Raw genomic sequence first — 18,806 nt, forward strand, 5'->3', positions numbered from 1 at the left:
TCAGGCCGCTCCCTGCAGCGTGGCGGCGGTCTGCCCGGCGCCGCCGACCTGGTCCGAGGTACGGGTCAGCCACCCCTGTTTGTTCATCGTGACGAACGCGTACAGCTTGATCGGCAGGGCGATCATGATGACGACCAGGGTGAGCAGCGGCAGCAGCCAGATCTCCCCGGGGTGGCGCCGCAGGTGCGACCAGCCCCGGACGCCGCGGCCCAGCAGCAGCCAGCCCACCGCCAGCCCGACGCCCAGCGGGGTGAGCTCCAGCCGGCTGAACAGCAGGTACGCCAGCGTGATGCCCATGGTGACCGGGGTGAGCAGGATCTGCAGCACGGTCACCTTGGTGACGAACGGCGTCTTCCACAGCCAGCCCTTCCACAGGGCGGTCAGGTAGCACCGGTAGGAGTTGCGGCTCCAGCGGATCCGCTGCTTGACGAACGCCCGGAACGAGGAGGGGAACATCGACACCGCCCGCGCGGTGGGCTGGTGGACCGTCTTGTAGCCGGAGGCCAGCACCAGCCAGGTGAGCCGGCCGTCGTCACCGGCGATGCAGCGGCGGCCCAGGAAGAACTCGTTCTCCAGGTTGTCCACCACGGGCAGGATCACCGAGCGGCGGTAGGCGGCGGTGCGGCCGGACAGGCAGGCCACCCCGCCCTTGCTGCCCATGGCCGGGACGTAGTCGTGGTAGCGCAGGTTGACCAGCCAGTCGGCGATCCGCCGCCAGACGCTGGTGTGCCGCTGGTAGACGTTCTGCTGGGTGCCGACCCCGCCGACGTCGGGGTCGACGAACGGCATCTGCACCGCCTCCAGCAGTCCCGGCCGCCACCAGGTGTCGGAGTCGGCGAAGACCACCAGCTCACAGTTGGCGGCGCGGATGCCCACGCCCAGCGCAGAGCGCTTGCCGGCGTGCTCGAACACCAGCACCCGCAGCCGGGGATCCTCGACGGTGGCCAGCCGGCGCTGGCACTCGGCGTCGCCCACGTCCACCACGATGATCAGCTCGGTGGGGTCCTGGGCCAGCCAGCTGTCCAGGCAGCGCATCAGGATGTCGGGATCCTCGCGGTAGGACGGGATCACCACCGACACCGTGGTGCGGAAGTCGTTGACGATCGGCCTGGCCAGCCGCGACAGCACCACCCGGTAGATCCACAGCGACCACACCAGCAGGCCGGCCAGCCCGAGCGGCACCAGCGTGCGCCAGTCCCCGTCGGCCACCGCCCGCGTGTAGGCGTCCTCGATGAATTCCGAAAAAGACGACAAAGGCCCCTCCCCCGGCACACACTGCCCCCGTGGCAGCCACCCCGGCACACCGGAAACAGGTGAACGAGCCTTTCCCGGCACCAGCGGATGCTAGCCACGAAATCCACCGCAAGGCCACCGAATCGAAGTCGGTCCGGCGAAATTAGCATGCCGTTAACATTCCGCCCCTTCCGGAAACGCAACGGCAAGCGACAGGACCTCCAGAGTTTTCAGAGCAGGAGGTGGGAGGGGTCCCGGGCGAGGGGGCACATTGTCCCGAGCCGCCCGGGACAACCATCCCCCCGGTCCCAGGACAACCGAATAATGGTGGCCGTGGACCGATTTTCCGGAGGACGTCCGGCGGCATATTTCGGCCCGCGGACAAGAGGCGCCGAATCGTCCGAAAAAATTCCGCGACATTGGACCGGACATCCAGTCAACGCCGTGACCGGGGCGCCTCCGGCGGTCCGGCCGCCCGCCGGTCCGCAGGTCCCGGGCGGCCGTCCGCCGAGCGGGCGGCGGGTCGCGACCCGTCCTGAGATAATGTGCGGACATGTCCGCCCCCACCCCGACGCAGGCCGGGTTCAGCCCCGCCTTCCACCGTCTCGGCGCGGCCCTGGCCGCGGTGGTCCTGCAGCAGCAGGAGACGCTGGCGGAGTTCCTGCCGCGCGAGGACTGGACCGCCGACCTGACCGCCCGGACCTACTCCAGCGGCGGCGTCACGGTGCGGGTGTCGCTGCTGGGGAGCTACGCGGTGCGCGAGCAGACCTGGCTGTGGGGGTGGGCCAACCCGCAGTTCGGCGAGGACCATCCGGCGGTGCGGCCGACCCTGGCGGTGCGCGAGGCCGGCGAGCGGCTCGGGGTGCCGGAGCTGGTCACCCCCGAGATCGACCTGTCCTGGTACGACGGCCCGGCCGGGCACGGCGGCGAGCTGATCGCGGTGGTGGCCGGGGGGCTGCTGGGCGGGGGCGGCTACATCGGCGCCGGGTACGACGGCGGCTCGGCGTACCTGCACGTCGACGACCCGCAGACGCCGCGGGCCGGCTGGGACGCCATCCCGGTGCCGCGGCTGGTGACCAACGCCGTCACCCTGTTCCCGCACGATCCGCGGCTCACCCTGGCCCGGCTGCTGAGCCACCACCGGGTGCCGTACCGGGAGACGCCCGGCGGGCTGGAGGCCCGGCTGCCCGGCGGCGGCCACGCCCACGCGGTCTTCGACGAGCACGGCCGGCTGGCCGAGTGGTCGGCGCGGGTCGCCGCGGGCCCGGCGGCCGGCTGAACCGGGTCCGCGCCGAAGGTCCGGTGGCCGCCCGGGCGGCCACCGGACCTTCGCGGGGTCACAGCAGGCAGGACGGGCCGAGCAGTTGCTTGAGGTCGCCCATCAGGGCGGGTGAGGGCTGCACCCGCAGCGAGTCGTCCAGGCGGACCACCGTGGTGCGCGGGCCGTTCTGCAGGTGCAGGTGCACCTCGTTGGAGCCGGGGTGGGTGGTCAGGACCTCCTTGAGCCGTTCCACCACCGGCGGGGTGACCCGGCCGATCGGCAGGGTGACCGCCAGCGGCGCGCCCGACTCGCTCACCGTCAGGTCCGGCTGGGTGACCTCCATCGCGATGATCTTCGCGACGTCCTCGCGCCGGTCCAGCCGGCCCTTGACCACCAGGATCGCGTCCTCGGCCAGCAGCGTGGAGCACAGCTGGTAGGTCGAGGGGAAGCACATCACCTCGATGGAGCCGCCCAGATCCTCCAGCTGGAACATCGCCCACGAGTTGCCCTGCTTGGTGACCTTGCGCTGCAGGCCCGACAGCAGGCCGGCGACGGTGACGACCTGGCCGTCGGGCCGGTCGGCGTCGCCGTCGCCGGTGAGCGAGGCGATGGAGGTGTCGGCCTCCTTGGCCAGGATGTGCTCCACCCCCAGCAGCGGGTGGTCGGAGACGTACAGGCCGAGCATCTCCCGCTCGAACGACAGCTTGGTGGTCTTGTCCCACTCCTCGCCGTCGGGGATGGCGACCGAGAACGCCGCGCCGTCGTCGCCCTCGTCCAGCGCGCCGAACAGCGAGTCCTGCCCGATCGCCTCCTTGCGCTTGATGTCGATGACCGCGTCGATGGCCTGCTCGTGGATCATCAGCAGCGACTTGCGCCGGTGGCCCAGGCTGTCGAACGCGCCGGCCTTGATCAGCGACTCGACCACGCGCTTGTTGCAGACCTGCGCGGGCACCTTGTTGAGGAAGTCGTTGAAGTCGGTGAACGCGCCCTTGTCGCGGCGGGCGGCGATGATGCCCTCCACCACGTTGTCGCCGACGTTGCGGATGGCCGACAGGCCGAACCGGACCTCGGTGTCGCCCTTGGGGGTGAAGTCGGCGTCGGACTCGTTGACGTCCGGCGGCAGCACCGTGATCTTCATCCGGCGGCACTCGTTGAGGTAGAGGGCGCTCTTGTCCTTGTCGTCCTTGACGGAGGTGAGCAGCGCCGCCATGTACTCGGCCGGGTAGTTGGCCTTCAGGTAGGCGGTCCAGTACGACACCAGCCCGTACCCGGCCGTGTGCGCCTTGTTGAAGGCGTAGTCGGAGAACGGCAGCAGGATGTCCCACAGGGCCTTGATGGCCTCGTCGGAGTAGCCGTTGTCCTTCATGCCCTTCTCGAAGAACTCGAACTGGCGGTCCAGCTCGGCCTTCTTCTTCTTGCCCATCGCGCGGCGCAGCAGGTCGGCGCCGCCGAGCGTGTACCCGGCGACCTTCTGCGCGATGGCCATGACCTGCTCCTGGTAGACGATCAGGCCGTAGGTGGTGTCCAGGATCTCCTTGAGCGGCTCCTCCAGCTCGGGGTGAATCGGGGTGATCTCCTGCTGGCCGTTCTTGCGCAGCGCGTAGTTGGTGTGCGAGTTGGCGCCCATCGGGCCCGGCCGGTACAGCGCCAGGACGGCGGAGATGTCCTCGAAGTTGTCCGGCTTCATCAACCGCAGCAGCGACCGCATCGGCCCGCCGTCCAGCTGGAACACCCCCAGGGTGTCGCCGCGGGCCAGCAGCTCGAAGGTCTTGGAGTCGTCCAGCGGCAGCTTGAGCAGGTCGATCTCGACGCCCTTGTTGGCCTTGATGGCCTTCAGCGCGTCGTCCATGATCGTCAGGTTGCGCAGGCCCAGGAAGTCCATCTTCAGCAGGCCGAGCGTCTCGCAGGTCGGGTAGTCGAACTGCGTGATGATCGCCCCGTCGCTGTCCCGGCGCATGATCGGGATGTGGTCGGTCAGCGGCTCCGCCGACATGATCACGCCGGCCGCGTGCACGCCCCACTGGCGGATCAGTCCCTCCAGGCCCTGCGCCAGGTCCAGGACCTGCTTGACGTCGCCGTCCTCCTCGTACAGCTTGCGCAGCTCGCCGGCCTCGCCGTGCCGGGGGTGGGAGTCGTCGAAGATCGCCGACAGCGGGATCTCCTTGCCCATCACCGCGGGCGGGAACGCCTTGGAGATCCGGTCGCCGAGGGCGTACGGGAAGCCCAGCACCCGCCCGGCGTCCTTGACGGCCGCCTTGGCCTTGATGGTGCCGAACGTGGCGATCATGGCGACCTTGTCGGCGCCCCACTTCTCGGTGACGTACCGGATCACGTCGCCGCGCCGGCGCTCGTCGAAGTCGATGTCGACGTCGGGCATGGACACGCGCTCGGGGTTGAGGAACCGCTCGAAGATCAGCCCGTGCGGCAGCGGGTCCAGGTCGGTGATGCCCAGCGCGTAGGCGGCCAGCGACCCGGCGGCCGAGCCACGGCCCGGGCCGACCGCGATGCCGTTGTTCTTGGCCCACATGATGAAGTCCGCGACCACCAGGAAGTAGCCGGGGAACCCCATCTGGGTGATGATCTCGATCTCGTACTCGACCTGCCTGCGGTGCTCCTCGTCGTACCCGTCGGGGAACCGCCGGTCCATGCCGCGCATGACCTCCTTGCGGAACCAGGAGGCCTCGGTCTCGCCCTCGGGGACCGGGAAGCGCGGCATCAGGTTGCGGTGCTCGAAGAACCCGGTCGGGTCGACCCGCTCGGCGATCAGCAGGGTGTTCCTGCAGCCCTCGACCCACGCGTCGGAGGTGTCGATCGAGTACATCTCCTCGGCGGTCTTGAGGTAGTAGCCGGACCCGTCGAAGCGGAACCGGTCGGGGTCCGACAACTGCTTGCCGACCTGCACGCACAGCAGCGCGTCGTGCGCGGCGGCCTCGGACTCGTGGGTGTAGTGCGAGTCGTTGGTGACCACCGGGGGGATGCCGAGCTTGCGGCCGATCTCCAGCAGCCCGTCGCGGACCCGGCGCTCGATCTCCAGCCCGTGGTCCATCAGCTCCAGGAAGTAGTTCTCCTTGCCGAAGATGTCCTGGAACGTGGCCGCGGCCTTGAGCGCCTCGTCGAACTGGCCGAGCCGCAGCCGGGTCTGGATCTTGCCGGACGGGCAGCCGGTGGTGGCCATCACGCCCTCGGCGTGCTCGGCCAGCAGTTCCTCGTCCATCCGGGCGTACTTGAACACGAAGCCCTCGGTGTAGGCCCGCGAGGACAGTTTGAACAGGTTGTGCAGGCCGGTCTTGTCCCGCGCCCACAGCGTCTTGTGGTTGATCAGGCCGCCGCCGGAGACGTCGTCGCGCTTCTGGGAGGGCTCGCCCCACTGCACCTTCTTCTTGTGGAAGCGCGACTCGGGCGCCATGTACGCCTCGATCCCGATGATCGGGGTCACGCCGACGTCCTTGGCGTGCTTCCAGAAGTCGTAGGCGCCGTGCATGTTGCCGTGGTCGGTCATCGCGACCGCCGGCATCTTCTGCCGCTCGACCTCGGCGAACATCTGCTTGAGCCGGGCCGCGCCGTCGAGCATGGAGTACTCGGTGTGTACGTGGAGATGTACGAACGAGTCGCTCATGCCCGCTGCGCCTCCTAGTGCATGCGACCGCGCACGTGCCGCCGGGCACGTGTCGTCTGTACCGGACCGAGGGAAGGACCGCCGCCCCGGTTCACGGCCCGGGACGACGCGGTGGATGCGAGCCTAACGCGCCCCGCACCGGCCCGCCGCCCGACACTCCGGATGCCCGCCCCGCCCCGGAACGTCCGTTCCCGCGCCGCCGTTGTACCCCCTCCGTCCCGCTGTGTCCCACGTCACGGGGAAACATTTCGCGACACGGCCGTACACACCGGTGATACACACGCTCGGTGTGTACTAGTGTTGTGGACATGGCGACTGAGCGGATCAACGTGTCACTGCCCACGGCTCAGCTGCGCATGCTGGATGCGCACGTCAAGCGGGTCGGCGTGTCCAGGTCGCTGTTCATCGGCGAGTCGGTGCGCAAGGCGCTGCTGGAGGACGCCCTGGCCCAGCTCGGCGGGGCGGGCGCGCTGGGCGACGACGACTGGCTGCACACCATCGAGGCCGACCGCGACCCGGATTTCTGGGGCGCCGCCGCGGGTGCGGCGTGAAGCGCGGCCAGGTGTGGCGACTGCAGACCGTTAACCGCGAGCGGACGGGCATCGTCGTCCTCGACGACGTGTTCATCCCCCATCTGCGCGGCATCCAGGTGGTGCCGATCAAGGACCCCGGTGAGGTCCCCGAGACGGTGCTGAGCGTCCGCATCGACACCCCCGTGAAGGGCATCGCGGCGGTCTACGACGTGGGCCCGTTCTCCCCCAAGCGCTTCATCGAGCACATCGGCGACGTCGAGCAGCCGGTCCTGGACCACATGGAGATCGCGCTGCGCCTGCTGTTCGGCATCCGCGACTGACGTCCCGCTCCCGCTGACCGGCCCGTTCCGGTCAGCGGACGCCCGGCGCCGCCGGCGGACCGGCGCCGCCAGGAACCCGGCGGCCTGGCCGGGGCGGTCGAAGCCGATCACCGCCAGATGGGGCGCGGACCGTGTCACGGCGCCTCCCCAACGTCGGCGTCCGGCCCGGACGGCCGGGCGGGCATGTCTCGTCGGATGAGACGGACCGCCCGGAAGTTGGCGGACGCCGGGGGGTTTGCCTAGGCTGGGCCCGTGGATCGACGCTATTTCGGGTTTACCTCGCCGGCTCCGGACGAGCCGGTCGACGCCCCCTGAGCGACGATCCCGGAGCCGGCCGAGCAGAGTTCCCCACGGGGCCTCTGCTCTTTCTTTTTGGGCCGGCGCCCGTTCCGCCGGCCCGTGCCGAACGGAGGACACGGTATGGCGACGGCGGACGCGATCGGCGGCGACCTGACGGTGCGGCTGCCCCGGCCCGCGGAGGTGGGCTCGCTGGAGCAGGCCCGGGCGGCCATCGACGAGGTGGACGCGGCGCTGGCGGTGCTGCTGGCCCGGCGGACCGAGCTGGCCGGGGTGGTGCAGCGGCTCAAGCCGGTCGGCGGGTTCGCCGGGCGTGACCGGCGGCGGGAACGGCAGATCGTGGAGACGATGGCGCGGCGGGCCCCGGCGCTCGGCGCGGAGCGGCTGGCCCGGATCATGAACGCGGTGATCGAGGCCGGGCTGGAGGCCGCCGAGGAGGCCCGGTGACCGCCTCGGACGGCACCGCCGCCGGCGACGCGGAACGGGACGCCGGGTCCGCCGCGGCGCGGTCGGCCGTCCGCGACGGGCTCGGGGTGGGGATCTCGGTGGGCCTGTCCGGGCTGGCGTTCGGCGCGGCGGCGGTCACCGCGGGGATGTCGGTGGCACAGGCCTGCGTGCTCAGCCTGCTGGCGTTCACCGGGGCGTCGCAGTTCGCGCTGGCCGGGGTGCTCGGCGGCGGCGGCAGCCTGGTCGCCGGGACCCTCGGCGCGGTGCTGCTGGGCGCCCGCAACGGGCTGTACGGGCTGCGGCTGGCCGGGCTGCTGGGAGTGCGCGGCCGCCGCCGGCTGCTCACCGCGCACGTGGTGATCGACGAGACGACGGCGGTGGCGACCGCGCAGCCCGACCCCCGGTCGGCGCGCGCCGGGTTCTGGGCCACCGCGTTCAGCCTGTACACGGTCTGGAACCTGAGCACCCTCGGCGGCGCGCTGGGCGCGGCCCGGATCGGTGATCCGGAGGCGTTCGGGATGGACGTGCTGGGCCCGGCGGCGTTCCTGGCGCTGCTGTGGCCGAGGCTGACCTCCGGGCGCGCCGAGGCGCGCGTGGCGGTCGCGGCGATCGTGGTCGCGGTCGCCGCCACCCCGCTGCTGCCGCCCGGGGTGCCGGTGATGCTGGCCGCGGTGGCGGCCCTGGCCGGGATGGTGCGGACGGCGGGGACGCGCCCCGCCGCGGAACGCGAGGAGGGCTGACGATGGCCGTCTGGATCGCCGTGCTGGCCACCGGAGTGGGCTGCTACGCGCTGAAGCTGACCGGGCTGGTCGTCCCCCAGCGGGTGCTGGCCGACCCGCGGGTGCGCCGGTTCACCGAACTGGTGCCCGTCGCGCTGCTGACCGCGCTGGTGGCGGTGCAGACCCTCGCCGACGGCCGGGCGCTGGAACTGGACGGTCCGCGGCTGGCCGGGCTCGGGGCGGCGGTGGCGGCGCTGCTGCTGCGCGCCCCGTTCCTGGTGGTGCTGGCGGTCGCCGCGGGCACCGCCGCGCTGCTGCGGCTGCCGGCCGGCTGACCCGCCGACCAGCGACATTTCTGTCCGGTTTGCCGGGATTTGCCGTGATTGCGCGAGTCCTTTCCGGTCCTCTGCGGTACGCCGACCAGGAGAGGAAAGGACAAGTCATGATCACGGAACAGCAGATTCCCCAGGTGCTGGACCATCCGCTCTACGACAACCACGGCAGCAGGGTCGGCGACGTCAAGCACGTCTTCCTCGACGACGCCACCGGCCGGCCCGAGTGGCTGTGCGTCAAGACCGGGATGTTCGGCTCCAAGGAGACGTTCGTGCCCACCAGCCGCGCCGAGTGGGTGCGCGACCACGTCGAGGCCGGATACGACAAGGATTTCATCAAGCAGGCGCCCAACGTGGACGTCGACGCCGGCGGGCACCTGTCGGCGAGCGAGGAACAGCAGTTGTACCGGTACTACGGCATCGACTGGGGCGCCGAGCAGAGCGCGGCCGGCCGGGAGGGTCCGGCGGCCGCCACGGGCGGTCCCGCGGCCGCTCGGGAGTCCGCGCGCGGACCGGAGCGGGGACCGGGGCGCGGGACGGAGACCGGTGACGACGCGATGACCCGTTCGGAGGAGCGGCTGCGGGTCGGCAAGGAGACCCACGAGACCGGCCGGGTGCGGCTGCGCAAGTACGTGGTCACCGAGGAGCAGCAGGTGACCGTCCCGGTCAGCCACGAGGAGGTGCGGATCGAGCGGGAGCCGATCACCGACGAGAACCGCGACCGGGCGATGAGCGGCCCTGACATCAGCGAGGCCGAGCACGAGGTCGTGCTGCACGAGGAACGCCCGGTGGTGTCCAAGGAGACCACCCCGGTCGAGCGGGTGCGCGCCACCAAGGAGACGGTCACCGAGGAGGAGAGCGTCGGCGGCGAGGTCCGCAAGGAGCACATCGAGATGGAGGACGACACCCGCACACGGCGCCGCGGCCGTCCTGATACCCCGGGCCGGTGATCCCGGCGGGGTTCCGGCGGCGCGAGGCCGCCGGAACCCCCGGTCAGGACTCGGCCGCCACCAGTTCCAGGGAACGCGCCAGGTCGTCGGGGTAGGGGGCCTCGAACTCCATCTGCTCCCCGGTGGTCGGGTGCTCGAACCCCAGCCTGATCGCGTGCAGCCACTGCCGCCGCACCCCCAGCCGCTCCGACAGCGTCGGGTCGGCGCCGTACAGCAGGTCGCCGACGCACGGGTGGCGGATCGCCGCCATGTGCACCCGGATCTGGTGGGTGCGCCCGGTCTCCAGGTCGATCTCCAGCAGGCTGGCCGCCCGGAACGCCTCCAGCGTGTCGTAGTGGGTGACCGAGGGCCGGCCCCCGGCGACCACCGCGAACCGGCCGTCCCCGGAGGGGTGCCGGTCGATCGGGGCGTCCACGGTGCCGCGGAACGGATCCGGGTGCCCCTGCACCAGCGCGTGGTAGCGCTTGTCGATCCGGCGCTCCTTGAACGCCCGCTTCAGCCGCGAGTAGGCGACCTCGCTCTTGGCGACGACCATCGCGCCGGTGGTGTTGGCGTCCAGCCGGTGCACGATGCCCTGCCGTTCGGCGGCGCCGCTGGTGGCCACCGTGTGCCCGGCGCCCAGCAGCCCGCCCAGCACGGTGGGGCCGGTCCAGCCGGTGGTGGGGTGGGCGGCCACGCCGACCGGCTTGGCCACCACCACGATGTCGTCGTCCTCGTACAGGATCGTCATCCCCGGCACCGGCTCGGCCACCGGACGCGGCGGGGCGGGCGGTGGCGGGAGCGTCACCTCCAGCCAGCCGCCGCCGTGCACCCGGTCGGACTTGGCGACCGTCCTCCCGTCCAGCAGCACGTCCCCGGCGGCGATGATGTCGGCGGCGCGGCTGCGCGACAGCCCGAACAACCGGGCCAGCGCCGCGTCCACCCGTTCACCCTCGAGCCCGTCCGGGACCGGGAGGCTGCGTACGTCCGCCATCGCTGCCCGCTCACTCCTCGTCTTCGTCACCGCGCCGATCCGTGCCGCCGTCGCCGGCGTCCCGGCCGTCCGGGGCCTCGTCCCTGGCCTCGGCGCCGGTGTCCTCGCCGATCCGGGTGCCGTCGAGCTGCAGGCCCCGGGCGGCCAGCAGGACCGCCAGGACGCCGCCGCACACGATCGCCGAGTCGGCCAGGTTGAACACCGGCCAGTACGGCAGCTCGATCCAGTCCACCACGTGCCCCTTCAGGGGGGAGGGGGCGCGCAGCAGCCGGTCGGCAAGGTTACCCGTGGCGCCGCCCAGCAGCAGCCCCAGGCTGATCGCCCAGGGCAGGCTGCGCAGGTTGCGGGCGGTGCGCAGGATCGCGACCACCACCGCGATGGCGATCACGGTGAACACGATCGTCATCCCGGTGCCGATGGAGAAGGCGGCCCCGCTGTTGCGGGTGACCCGCAGGGTGAGCAGGCCGCCGAGCAGTTCGATGGGGGTGCGGCCCTCCAGCCGCGCCACCACGACCACCTTGGTGACGGCGTCCAGGGCCAGCGCGGTGAGCGCCACCGCGATCAGCACGCCGATACGGCGGGGCCGAGGGGACCCGCCGGTCCCCTCGGCCGCGTCGGGCTGGTTGTGGGCGTCGTTCAGCGACGCTCCTCGCGAGTTTTGCATGGTACGCATAGGGTCGCACGAGGAAAGGCCTGCAGGCGCGCCTTGCCGATCGGTTTGGCGCACGACTCGCAGATACCGTACGTCCCGGCGTCCATCCGCTCGATCGCCCGTTCGTTCTGGGCCAGCAGGTCACGGAAGTTGTGGGCGAGCGCCATCTCGTGCTCGCGGGCGTAGGTCTTGGCCCCGGTGTCGGCCTGGTCGTCGCCGGCGCCCTCGCTGGCGTCGCCCTGGGCGATCTGCGTCTCGGCGGCGGCGATCTCGGCCGCCAGCGCGGTCACCTCCGCCTCCAGCCGGGTGCGCACCTCGGCCAGCTCCGCCTCGGTCCAGCGCTCCTCGTCACCGCGCACCGGCAGTTCGGCGGCCGGCGCGGCGGCGTGCCGGCCGGCGCCCTCGGCCGCGCCGCGGCGCTTGGCCGCGGTGTCGGAGGACGCCCGGCCCTTCTTCGTCGCGGGCGTTGCGGCGCTGGTCTGCTCTGCGGGCACTGCGGGCACCTTGGATCTCCTTCTACGCGACACTGCCCGACCGACGGGCAACAGGCCGCATATGCCCATCGGGCGGTCGTCACGAACCCCGCAACCCGTCGATCTTTGCTCTGATCTCCCTCTCGTCCCCGGCCACCTCGACCACCTTGTCGCGGCTGGTCGCGCCGCTGACCAGGGTCACGTCCCGGCGCCGCACGCCGAGCGCGTCGGCGACCGCGCGCAGCGCCGCCTCGGTGGCCCTCCCCTCCACGGCGCGCGCCGTGACCTTCACCACCAGCGCGTCGCCGTGGCCGCCGCCGACCCTGGTGCGCGACGCCCCCGGTCCCACCCGGATCGCCACCCGTACCGCCACCGTCACCTCCACGGGCCGCCCGGCGCGGGAAATCGGGAGGAGTTCCGCTCCGCCGGTGCAGTATCGTCTGCTGTACGGCAAGTCTCACAGGCAGGGCAGTGATGGGGACACCTGCCGCCGAACGCAGCCATGAGCGATCCGGGGACGGTGCGAGCCCGGAGGCGTGCCCGGCGGTCTGATCACCCCGGAGCCGCCGGAAGAACCATCCCCAGGGGTGCAGTAGACCCGGCAGCCGAGAGGCCAAATGAAGTGGGCCGTGCCCTCGGGCGCGGTCAAGGGAGGGTGGTACCGCGGGGCCGCGGAATCGGCGCGCCTCGTCCCTCCGGTCCTACATGACGGGTTTTCGTGTCGCACCGGAGGTTCCCGCAGTGAGCCGTCAGTTCAGGGCGCTGCCCGCGCAGGTCGATCTGCCCGCCCTGGAGCGGGAGATGCTGCGCCGCTGGCAGGAGAACAAGGTCTTCGAGCGTTCGCTGGAACGCACCGCCCAGGGCCCGACCTGGATGTTCTACGAGGGTCCGCCGACCGCCAACGGCATGCCCGGCGTCCACCACGTCGAGGCCCGGGTGTTCAAGGACGTCTTCCCCCGGTTCAAGACCATGAAGGGCTTCCACGTGCCCCGCAAGGCCGGGTGGGACTGCCACGGCCTGCCGGTCGAGGTCGCGGTGGAGAAGGAGCTCGGCCTGACCGGCAAGCAGGACATCGAGCGGTACGGGGTCGCCGAGTTCAACGCGCGCTGCCGCGAGTCGGTGCTGCGCCACGTGGACGCCTTCGAGGCGATGACCGAGCGGATGGGCTACTGGGTCGACATGTCCCAGGCGTACCGCACCATGGACCCCGAGTACATCGAGGCCGTGTGGTGGTCGCTGAAGGTCATCCACGACAAGGGCCTGCTGGTCCGCGACCACCGGATCAGCCCGTACTGCCCGCGCTGCGGGACCCCGCTGTCGGACCACGAGCTGGGCCAGCCGGGCGGCTACGAGACGGTGGTGGACCCGTCGGTGACGGTGCGGTTCCCGCTGACCTCCGGGCCGCTGGCCGGGCGCGCCAGCCTGCTGGTGTGGACGACCACGCCGTGGACGCTGGTGTCCAACACCGCGGTCGCCGTGCACCCGGACGTGACGTACCTGGTGGCCACCAACGGGGCCGAGTCGGTGGTGGTGGCCGAGCCGCTGTTCGAGGCGGTGCTGGGCGAGGGCTGGGAGGCCGTCCAGCGGCTGGCCGGCACCGAGCTGGTGGGGCTGACCTACCGGCGGCCGTTCGAGCTGGTGGACATCCCGGACGCGCACCGGGTGATCGCCGCCGAGTTCGTCACCACCGAGGACGGCACCGGGCTGGTGCACATGGCGCCGGCGTTCGGCGCCGACGACTTCACCGCATGCCGGGCCGCCGGGATGCCGGTGGTCAACCCGATCCGGCCGGACGGGCGGTTCGAGACGGACGTCCCGCTGGTCGGGGGGACGTTCTTCAAGGACGCCGACAAGACGCTGCGCAGGGACCTGGCCGAGCGCGGGCTGCTGTTCCGCGACGAGAACTACGAGCACAGCTACCCGCACTGCTGGCGCTGCCACACGCCGCTGCTCTACTACGCGCTGCCCGCCTGGTACATCAGGACCACGCAGATCAAGGAGCAGCTGCTGGCGGAGAACGCCCGCACCAACTGGTTCCCCGAGACCGTCAAGGAGGGCCGGTACGGGGAGTGGCTGCGCAACAACGTCGACTGGTCGCTGTCGCGCAGCCGGTACTGGGGCACCCCGCTGCCGCTGTGGCTGTGCGAGGACGACCACGTCACCGCCGTCGGCTCGCTGGCCGAGCTGGGCGAGCTGGCCGGGCGCGACGTGTCGGACCTGGACCCGCACCGGCCGTACGTGGACGAGGTGACGTTCGCCTGCCCGCAGTGCGGCAAGCAGGCGCGGCGGGTCCCGGACGTGATCGACGCCTGGTACGACTCGGGGTCGATGCCGTTCGCCCAGTGGGGGGCGCCGCACCGCAACAAGGAGGTCTTCGAGGCCTACTACCCCGCCCAGTACATCTGTGAGGCGCAGGACCAGACCCGCGGCTGGTTCTACTCGCTGATGGCGGTGGGGACGCTGGTGTTCGGCCGGTCCTCCTACGAGAACGTGCTGTGCCTGGGGCTGATCCTGGCCGAGGACGGCCGCAAGATGAGCAAGCACCTGGGCAACGTGCTGGAGCCGATCCCGCTGATGGACCGGCACGGCGCCGACGCGCTGCGCTGGTTCATGGCGGCCAGCGGCCTGCCGTGGGCGGCCCGCCGGGTGGGGCACGCGGCGCTGGAGGAGATCGTCCGCAAGGTCCTGCTGACGTACTGGAACACCGCCTCGTTCCTGGTGCTCTACAGCAACGCGGCGGCCTCCAACGGGAAGGGGGCGTGGACGCCGGAGCGGATGGGCGAGGCGCCCGCGCCGGCGGACCGGCCGCTGCTGGACCGCTGGGCGCTGGCCGAGCTGCACCGCACGGTCGGCGAGGTGGACGCGGCGCTGGAGGCGTTCGACACCGCCCGGGCGGGGCGGCGGCTCGCCGAGTTCGTCGACGACCTGTCCAACTGGTACGTGCGGCGGTCGCGGCGGCGGTTCTGGGAGGGCCCGGACACCCCGGACGGCGCGGCGGCGTTCGCCACGCTGTACGAGTGCCTGGAGACCCTGACCCGGCTGATGGCGCCGATCGTGCCGTTCGTCACCGACTACGTGTGGGACGTCATCCGCCCCGAGGGCGCGCCGGAGTCGGTGCACCTGGCCGAGTGGCCGCGGGTCCGCGCCGAGCTGCTGGACCAGGAGCTGACCGAGCGGATGGCGCTGGTGCGGCGGCTGGTCGAGCTGGGCCGGGCGGCCCGCGCCTCCAGCGGGGTGCGCACCCGCCAGCCGCTCGGCCGGGCGCTGGTGGGCGCGCCGGGCTGGGCGGCGCTGCCGGCCGAGCTGCGCGCGCAGATCGCCGACGAGCTGAACGTCGAGCACTTCGAGGACCTGTCGGCGATCGGCGGGGACCTGGTCGAGTACGAGGTCAAGCCGAACTTCCGGGCGCTGGGCGGCCGCTACAAGAAGGACGCCCCCAAGGTCGCCAAGGCGGTCACCGGGGCGGACGCGGCCGGGCTGGTCGCCGCGCTGCGCGCGGACGGCTCGGTGGCCCTGCAGGTGCCGGAGGTCGGCGAGGTGGTGCTCGGTCCCGACGACGTGATCGTCACCGAACGGCCCCGCAGCGGCTGGGCGGTGGAGAGCGCCGCCGCGGAGACCGTCGCGCTGGACCTGGAGATCACCCCCGAGCTGCGCCGGGCCGGGCTGGTCCGCGAGGTGATCCGGCTGGTCCAGGAGGCCCGCAAGGCCACCGGGCTGGAGGTCACCGACCGGATCGAGCTGTGGTGGCGGGCCGACGGCGCCACCGCCGCCGACCTGGCCGAGGCGCTGCGCGCGCACGACGCGCAGATCGCCGCCGAGGTCCTCGCCGTCCGGATCGCCGAGGGCGAGCCGGACGGGCCGCTGCCGGTCCACCGGGACGAGGATCTGGGCCTGGCGTTCAGCCTCCGCAAGGCGGAATGATCCACCGGGGCCATTGTCGCGATGTATCGCGTTTGCGATGATGGCTGTCGTGAACGTCTCTGAGCCTTCCGCGACGGCCGACGCGCGTCCCGCGGTCCCGCCCGCCGGCGAATCCGGCGGGCGGGCCGCGGCGCTGCGGGCGTCGGACGCCGACCGCGATCGCGTCGCCGACCGCCTCCGCGAGGCCCTCGCCGAGGGCCGCATCACCCCCGACGAGCACGCCGAGCGCATCGACGCCCTCTACCGGGCCAAGACCTACGCCGACCTGGAGCCCCTGGTCGCCGACCTCCCCGCGCCCGGCGAGCCCGCCCCCGAACCCCGGGTCAACCTCACCAAGGACGCCGCCCTCCCGGCCCCCCGCCGGGAGTCCGCGAGCATCGTGGCCGTCTTCGGCGGAGCCGACCGCAGGGGCCGCTGGCTGGTCGAGCCCACCACCACCGTGCTGGCCGTCTTCGGCGGCGTCGACCTGGACTTCCGCACCGCCGTCCTGAGCCAGCGCACCGTGACCCTGAACGTCACCTGCCTGTTCGGCGGAGTCTCGGTCAAGGTCCCCCCGGGCGTCCGCGTCGAGAACGCCATCTCCGCCGTCTTCGGCGGTGTCTCCGTTCCCGAGGAGGACGTCCTCTCCCCCGACGCCCCTGTCATCCGCTTCACCGGCGCGGCCATCTTCGGCGGCGTGGACATCGAACGGGAATGACCCCCATCGCCCGGGGTGGGGCAGTCCGGCCATGAGATCGACGGCCGGGTCAAGGGACCGGCGCGTCGCCATGCCGGGAAGGCCGGTGGCGACGCGGACGTCAACGGGGATGAGGCGGGGTTCTCGGCGGGGCCGTCGATCGCGATGCCCCCGTCATGTGCGGGGTCACGGGACCGGAAACTCCTCGCCGAAGACCTGGCCGCGTTCCGTGAAGCGGCCAAGCCCGGCCGTGCGGGCATCTGCGGCCGGTGATGCGGTGGTCTGCGGGCCGTGCAGGGTCACGCCGACGGGGATCCGGCGTGGTCAGGCGTGGGCCTTGTCGGGCTGGCAAACCAGGCAGGGAGTGCAGCCTCGGGACCGGGCCTCCGAGAGGGGGAGGGACTCCAGTTCCTCGGTGTCGTCGCCGATGTCCTCGATCAGCGCGCAGTTGCTGCTGTGGTAGCGCTTGGTGCCGCTGAGGATGCGGACCTCGGGGTCCCCCGAGGAGGACTCGGCGGGCGGCTCCTCCGGGCGGGACTGCTCGGGGACCGGGACGGGGGCGGTCTTGGCGTCCGGGTCGACGGAGGGGGCGGACCAGGCGGACGGGACCGTTCCCGCGGGTGCCGGAGCGGGCGCGGGCGGGGCCGCGGGCTTGTCGAGGACCGCGGTGGCGCCACCGGCGGAGGCGTCCTTGGCGGAGGAGGCGGAGTGCTCGGCCGCCGTGCCGGCCTTGTCGGCGGTCTCGGCCTGCTTGCCCTGCTTGCCGCCGGAGGGGCCCGACGCCGCGGCGCGCGCCGCCAGGGCGGTGTCGGGCATGCAGGCGGTGCAGGGCGTGAAGCCCTCCTCACGGGCCTCGACGTAGGTGAGCTCCTCGGTGTCACGGCCGGCGACCTGCCGGCAGGTGCTCAGGTGGTAGCGCTTGCGGCCGGGGACCACGTGCACCAGCGCCTCGTCGGGCACCCGGGCGGGACGGCCGGCGGCCGCGGCGGGCTTGGCGCCGCCTGCTCCTGCCGGGGCGGACGCCGGGGCCTTGGCCCGCTCGGCCCTGCCCTTGCCCTTGCCGCCCTTGCGCTCGGAACCCTTGCGGCCGGCACGCGGGGACGCGCCGATGCCCAGCAGCTCCCTGCGCCGCAGAAAGACCCCGATGGCCAGGCACAGCGCCGACACGATGCTCACCGCGATCGAGATGTAGAGCACCGTCAGCGTCTCCAGGCCGAGCACCTCGGCCTCGGCGTCGCGTCCGGCCACCAGGCCCGCGACGAGCAGGCCGATGGCCACCACCACGAGGACACCGCTCAGGATGATCACAGGGTCCTTCTCTCTACCGGTCGCTCGGGGCGCCTGGGCCACCGCCGATCACTACGGCACCGCGCGGACGGCCTCGCTGCCGTACGCGTGCGGCGACCACGACATTACCGCTCTGGGACCGGGATTCAACGCCTGTCGTGCGGCGGGTTGTCAGCGGTGTGGAAAGCTCCCGTGGTGGAGTGCTGGGCGTGCTGGGCGGGTTCGGCCGGCGGGGCGAACGGCGTGGGGCCGGTGGCGGCGGGTGCGGGCTGCGGCTGTCCGTTGCGGTTCTCGGGGTGCTGGATGACCTGCTGGGGCCCGGTCTGCGGGCCTGTCGCGGGACCCGGCTGTCCCGGTCCGAACGGTCCGCCCTCGGTGGCGCCGATCTCCAGTTCGCGCAACTGGCCCTCGAGATAGACCTTGAGCCTGCTGCGGTACTCGCGTTCGAACGCGCGCAGGTTGTCGACCTCGCGCTCGAGCTCCTCGCGCTGCTGCACCAGCGAGCCCATCACCTGGCGGTGCCGGTCCTGGGCGTCGCGGTCCAGCGCCTCGGCGCGGGAGCGGGCCTCGCTGACGATCTGGTCGGCCTGGCGGCGGGCCTTGCCGACGATCTCCTCGGCCTCGCGGCGGGCACGGCCCAGCGTCTCGTCGGCCTCCCGGCGGGCGTCGGCGATCGCCTGGTCGGCGGTCTGCTGCGCCAGCGCCAGCACCCGGGCGGCGGTGTCCATGTTGTCCTCGCCGCTGGGGGCGGGGGCGCCGAGCGCGCCGAGGGGCGCGGGCTCCGGCTCGGGCTTGGGCTCGGGGCGCGGCGGCTCGGGCACCGGGGCCAGGTCCGGCTTGGGCTCCACGATCGGGGCGGCCATCGCCGGCACCTTGCCGCGCAGGCACTCGGCCAGCTTGGCGCGCAGCTCCTCGTTCTCCTGGATCAGCCGGTCGAGCTCGGCCTCGACCTCGTCGAGGAAGGCGTCGACCTCTTCCTCGTCATAGCCCGGCCTGAGCCGGGTCGTACTGAACTGCTTGTTCCGCACGTCGGCGGGAGTGAGCGGCATGTCGTCTCCTTGGCGCGCTTGGAGTCTGTCCCAAAGGGACGGTATCCGATCAGAGCCCCATCGCGAA

General features: G+C 72.3%; 17 protein-coding genes. 9 read left to right on the forward strand and 8 right to left on the reverse strand.

What is annotated here, in order from left to right:
* Positions 1-1,254, reverse strand: coding sequence for a glycosyltransferase family 2 protein (locus tag HNR21_RS26750; RefSeq protein ID WP_119729840.1), 1,254 nt, complete (start codon positions 1,252-1,254; stop codon positions 1-3).
* 532 nt (positions 1,255-1,786) lie between these two features.
* Between HNR21_RS26750 and HNR21_RS26755 the strand changes: the two genes are divergently transcribed.
* Positions 1,787-2,512 carry a DUF6882 domain-containing protein gene (locus HNR21_RS26755; protein ID WP_182707381.1) on the forward strand — a complete coding sequence of 242 codons (726 nt, stop codon included), beginning with the start codon at positions 1,787-1,789 and terminating at the stop codon, positions 2,510-2,512.
* Between the two features lie 58 nt (positions 2,513-2,570).
* On the opposite strand, the gene dnaE is transcribed toward HNR21_RS26755, so the two are convergent.
* Positions 2,571-6,110 carry a DNA polymerase III subunit alpha gene (gene dnaE, locus HNR21_RS26760; protein WP_182707382.1) on the reverse strand — a complete coding sequence of 1,180 codons (3,540 nt, stop codon included), beginning with the start codon at positions 6,108-6,110 and terminating at the stop codon, positions 2,571-2,573.
* A gap of 308 nt (positions 6,111-6,418) precedes the next feature.
* Here dnaE and HNR21_RS26765 point away from each other — a divergent pair, with 308 nt between their 5' ends.
* From HNR21_RS26765 to HNR21_RS26790, 6 genes are all read left to right on the forward strand, one after another.
* Positions 6,419-6,661 (forward strand): ribbon-helix-helix domain-containing protein, encoded by a 243-nt coding sequence (locus HNR21_RS26765; RefSeq protein WP_157995983.1) that lies wholly within the window; start codon positions 6,419-6,421, stop codon positions 6,659-6,661.
* The gene (locus tag HNR21_RS26770; RefSeq protein WP_140181783.1) at positions 6,658-6,963 is read left to right on the forward strand and encodes a hypothetical protein; all 306 of its coding nucleotides are present in this window, start codon (positions 6,658-6,660) and stop codon (positions 6,961-6,963) included. Before HNR21_RS26765 ends, HNR21_RS26770 begins: the two co-directional genes overlap by 4 nt.
* Before the next feature lie 420 nt (positions 6,964-7,383).
* Positions 7,384-7,707 carry a chorismate mutase gene (locus tag HNR21_RS26775; protein ID WP_119729835.1) on the forward strand — a complete coding sequence of 108 codons (324 nt, stop codon included), beginning with the start codon at positions 7,384-7,386 and terminating at the stop codon, positions 7,705-7,707.
* Positions 7,704-8,447 (forward strand): AzlC family ABC transporter permease, encoded by a 744-nt coding sequence (locus tag HNR21_RS26780; protein ID WP_376766605.1) that lies wholly within the window; start codon positions 7,704-7,706, stop codon positions 8,445-8,447. Before HNR21_RS26775 ends, HNR21_RS26780 begins: the two co-directional genes overlap by 4 nt.
* 2 nt (positions 8,448-8,449) lie before the next feature.
* Positions 8,450-8,761 carry a branched-chain amino acid transport AzlD family protein gene (locus HNR21_RS26785; protein WP_119729833.1) on the forward strand — a complete coding sequence of 104 codons (312 nt, stop codon included), beginning with the start codon at positions 8,450-8,452 and terminating at the stop codon, positions 8,759-8,761.
* Between the two features lie 107 nt (positions 8,762-8,868).
* The gene (locus tag HNR21_RS26790; RefSeq protein ID WP_182707383.1) at positions 8,869-9,708 is read left to right on the forward strand and encodes a DUF2382 domain-containing protein; all 840 of its coding nucleotides are present in this window, start codon (positions 8,869-8,871) and stop codon (positions 9,706-9,708) included.
* Between the two features lie 43 nt (positions 9,709-9,751).
* Here HNR21_RS26790 and HNR21_RS26795 read toward each other — a convergent pair whose 3' ends face one another.
* From HNR21_RS26795 to HNR21_RS26810, 4 genes are all read right to left on the reverse strand, one after another.
* The gene (locus tag HNR21_RS26795; protein WP_182707384.1) at positions 9,752-10,681 is read right to left on the reverse strand and encodes an RluA family pseudouridine synthase; all 930 of its coding nucleotides are present in this window, start codon (positions 10,679-10,681) and stop codon (positions 9,752-9,754) included.
* Positions 10,682-10,691: 10 nt separating this feature from the next.
* Positions 10,692-11,345, reverse strand: a complete 654-nt coding sequence (gene lspA / locus HNR21_RS26800) for a signal peptidase II (RefSeq protein WP_182707385.1) — start codon at positions 11,343-11,345, stop codon at positions 10,692-10,694.
* Entirely contained in the window at positions 11,318-11,698 is a 381-nt protein-coding gene (locus HNR21_RS26805) for a TraR/DksA family transcriptional regulator (RefSeq protein ID WP_233359190.1), read from the reverse strand. The genes lspA and HNR21_RS26805 overlap by 28 nt, the downstream gene beginning before the upstream one ends.
* Before the next feature lie 208 nt (positions 11,699-11,906).
* Positions 11,907-12,179, reverse strand: coding sequence for a DUF167 domain-containing protein (locus tag HNR21_RS26810; RefSeq protein WP_182707386.1), 273 nt, complete (start codon positions 12,177-12,179; stop codon positions 11,907-11,909).
* A gap of 332 nt (positions 12,180-12,511) precedes the next feature.
* Between HNR21_RS26810 and ileS the strand changes: the two genes are divergently transcribed.
* Positions 12,512-15,727, forward strand: coding sequence for an isoleucine--tRNA ligase (ileS, locus tag HNR21_RS26815; RefSeq protein ID WP_182707387.1), 3,216 nt, complete (start codon positions 12,512-12,514; stop codon positions 15,725-15,727).
* Positions 15,728-15,776: 49 nt separating this feature from the next.
* Positions 15,777-16,424, forward strand: coding sequence for a DUF1707 SHOCT-like domain-containing protein (locus HNR21_RS26820; protein ID WP_312881311.1), 648 nt, complete (start codon positions 15,777-15,779; stop codon positions 16,422-16,424).
* Between the two features lie 303 nt (positions 16,425-16,727).
* Here HNR21_RS26820 and HNR21_RS26825 read toward each other — a convergent pair whose 3' ends face one another.
* Together HNR21_RS26825 and HNR21_RS26830 are read right to left on the reverse strand one after the other, a co-directional pair.
* On the reverse strand, positions 16,728-17,711 hold the full coding sequence (locus tag HNR21_RS26825) for a hypothetical protein (protein WP_182707388.1): 984 nt from the start codon (positions 17,709-17,711) through the stop codon (positions 16,728-16,730).
* A 125-nt stretch (positions 17,712-17,836) separates the two neighbouring features.
* Complete coding sequence (locus HNR21_RS26830; protein WP_119729824.1) at positions 17,837-18,739, reverse strand: DivIVA domain-containing protein; 903 nt, start codon at positions 18,737-18,739, stop codon at positions 17,837-17,839.
* Between the last annotated feature and the right edge of the window lie 67 nt (positions 18,740-18,806).

This window comes from Thermomonospora cellulosilytica (genome assembly GCF_014138835.1).
GTDB lineage: Bacteria > Actinomycetota > Actinomycetes > Streptosporangiales > Streptosporangiaceae > Thermomonospora > Thermomonospora amylolytica.

Bases quoted from the DNA above. Each gene is read 5' to 3' on its own strand.
- HNR21_RS26790 (WP_182707383.1), top strand. From the start codon at position 8,869: ATGATCACGGAACAGCAGATTCCCCAGGTGCTGGACCATCCGCTCTAC.
- HNR21_RS26795 (WP_182707384.1), bottom strand. From the start codon at position 10,681: ATGGCGGACGTACGCAGCCTCCCGGTCCCGGACGGGCTCGAGGGTGAA.
- HNR21_RS26755 (WP_182707381.1), top strand. From the start codon at position 1,787: ATGTCCGCCCCCACCCCGACGCAGGCCGGGTTCAGCCCCGCCTTCCAC.
- ileS (WP_182707387.1), top strand. From the start codon at position 12,512: ATGACGGGTTTTCGTGTCGCACCGGAGGTTCCCGCAGTGAGCCGTCAG.
- dnaE (WP_182707382.1), bottom strand. From the start codon at position 6,110: ATGAGCGACTCGTTCGTACATCTCCACGTACACACCGAGTACTCCATG.
- HNR21_RS26765 (WP_157995983.1), top strand. From the start codon at position 6,419: ATGGCGACTGAGCGGATCAACGTGTCACTGCCCACGGCTCAGCTGCGC.
- lspA (WP_182707385.1), bottom strand. From the start codon at position 11,345: ATGCAAAACTCGCGAGGAGCGTCGCTGAACGACGCCCACAACCAGCCC.
- HNR21_RS26830 (WP_119729824.1), bottom strand. From the start codon at position 18,739: ATGCCGCTCACTCCCGCCGACGTGCGGAACAAGCAGTTCAGTACGACC.
- HNR21_RS26775 (WP_119729835.1), top strand. From the start codon at position 7,384: ATGGCGACGGCGGACGCGATCGGCGGCGACCTGACGGTGCGGCTGCCC.
- HNR21_RS26785 (WP_119729833.1), top strand. From the start codon at position 8,450: ATGGCCGTCTGGATCGCCGTGCTGGCCACCGGAGTGGGCTGCTACGCG.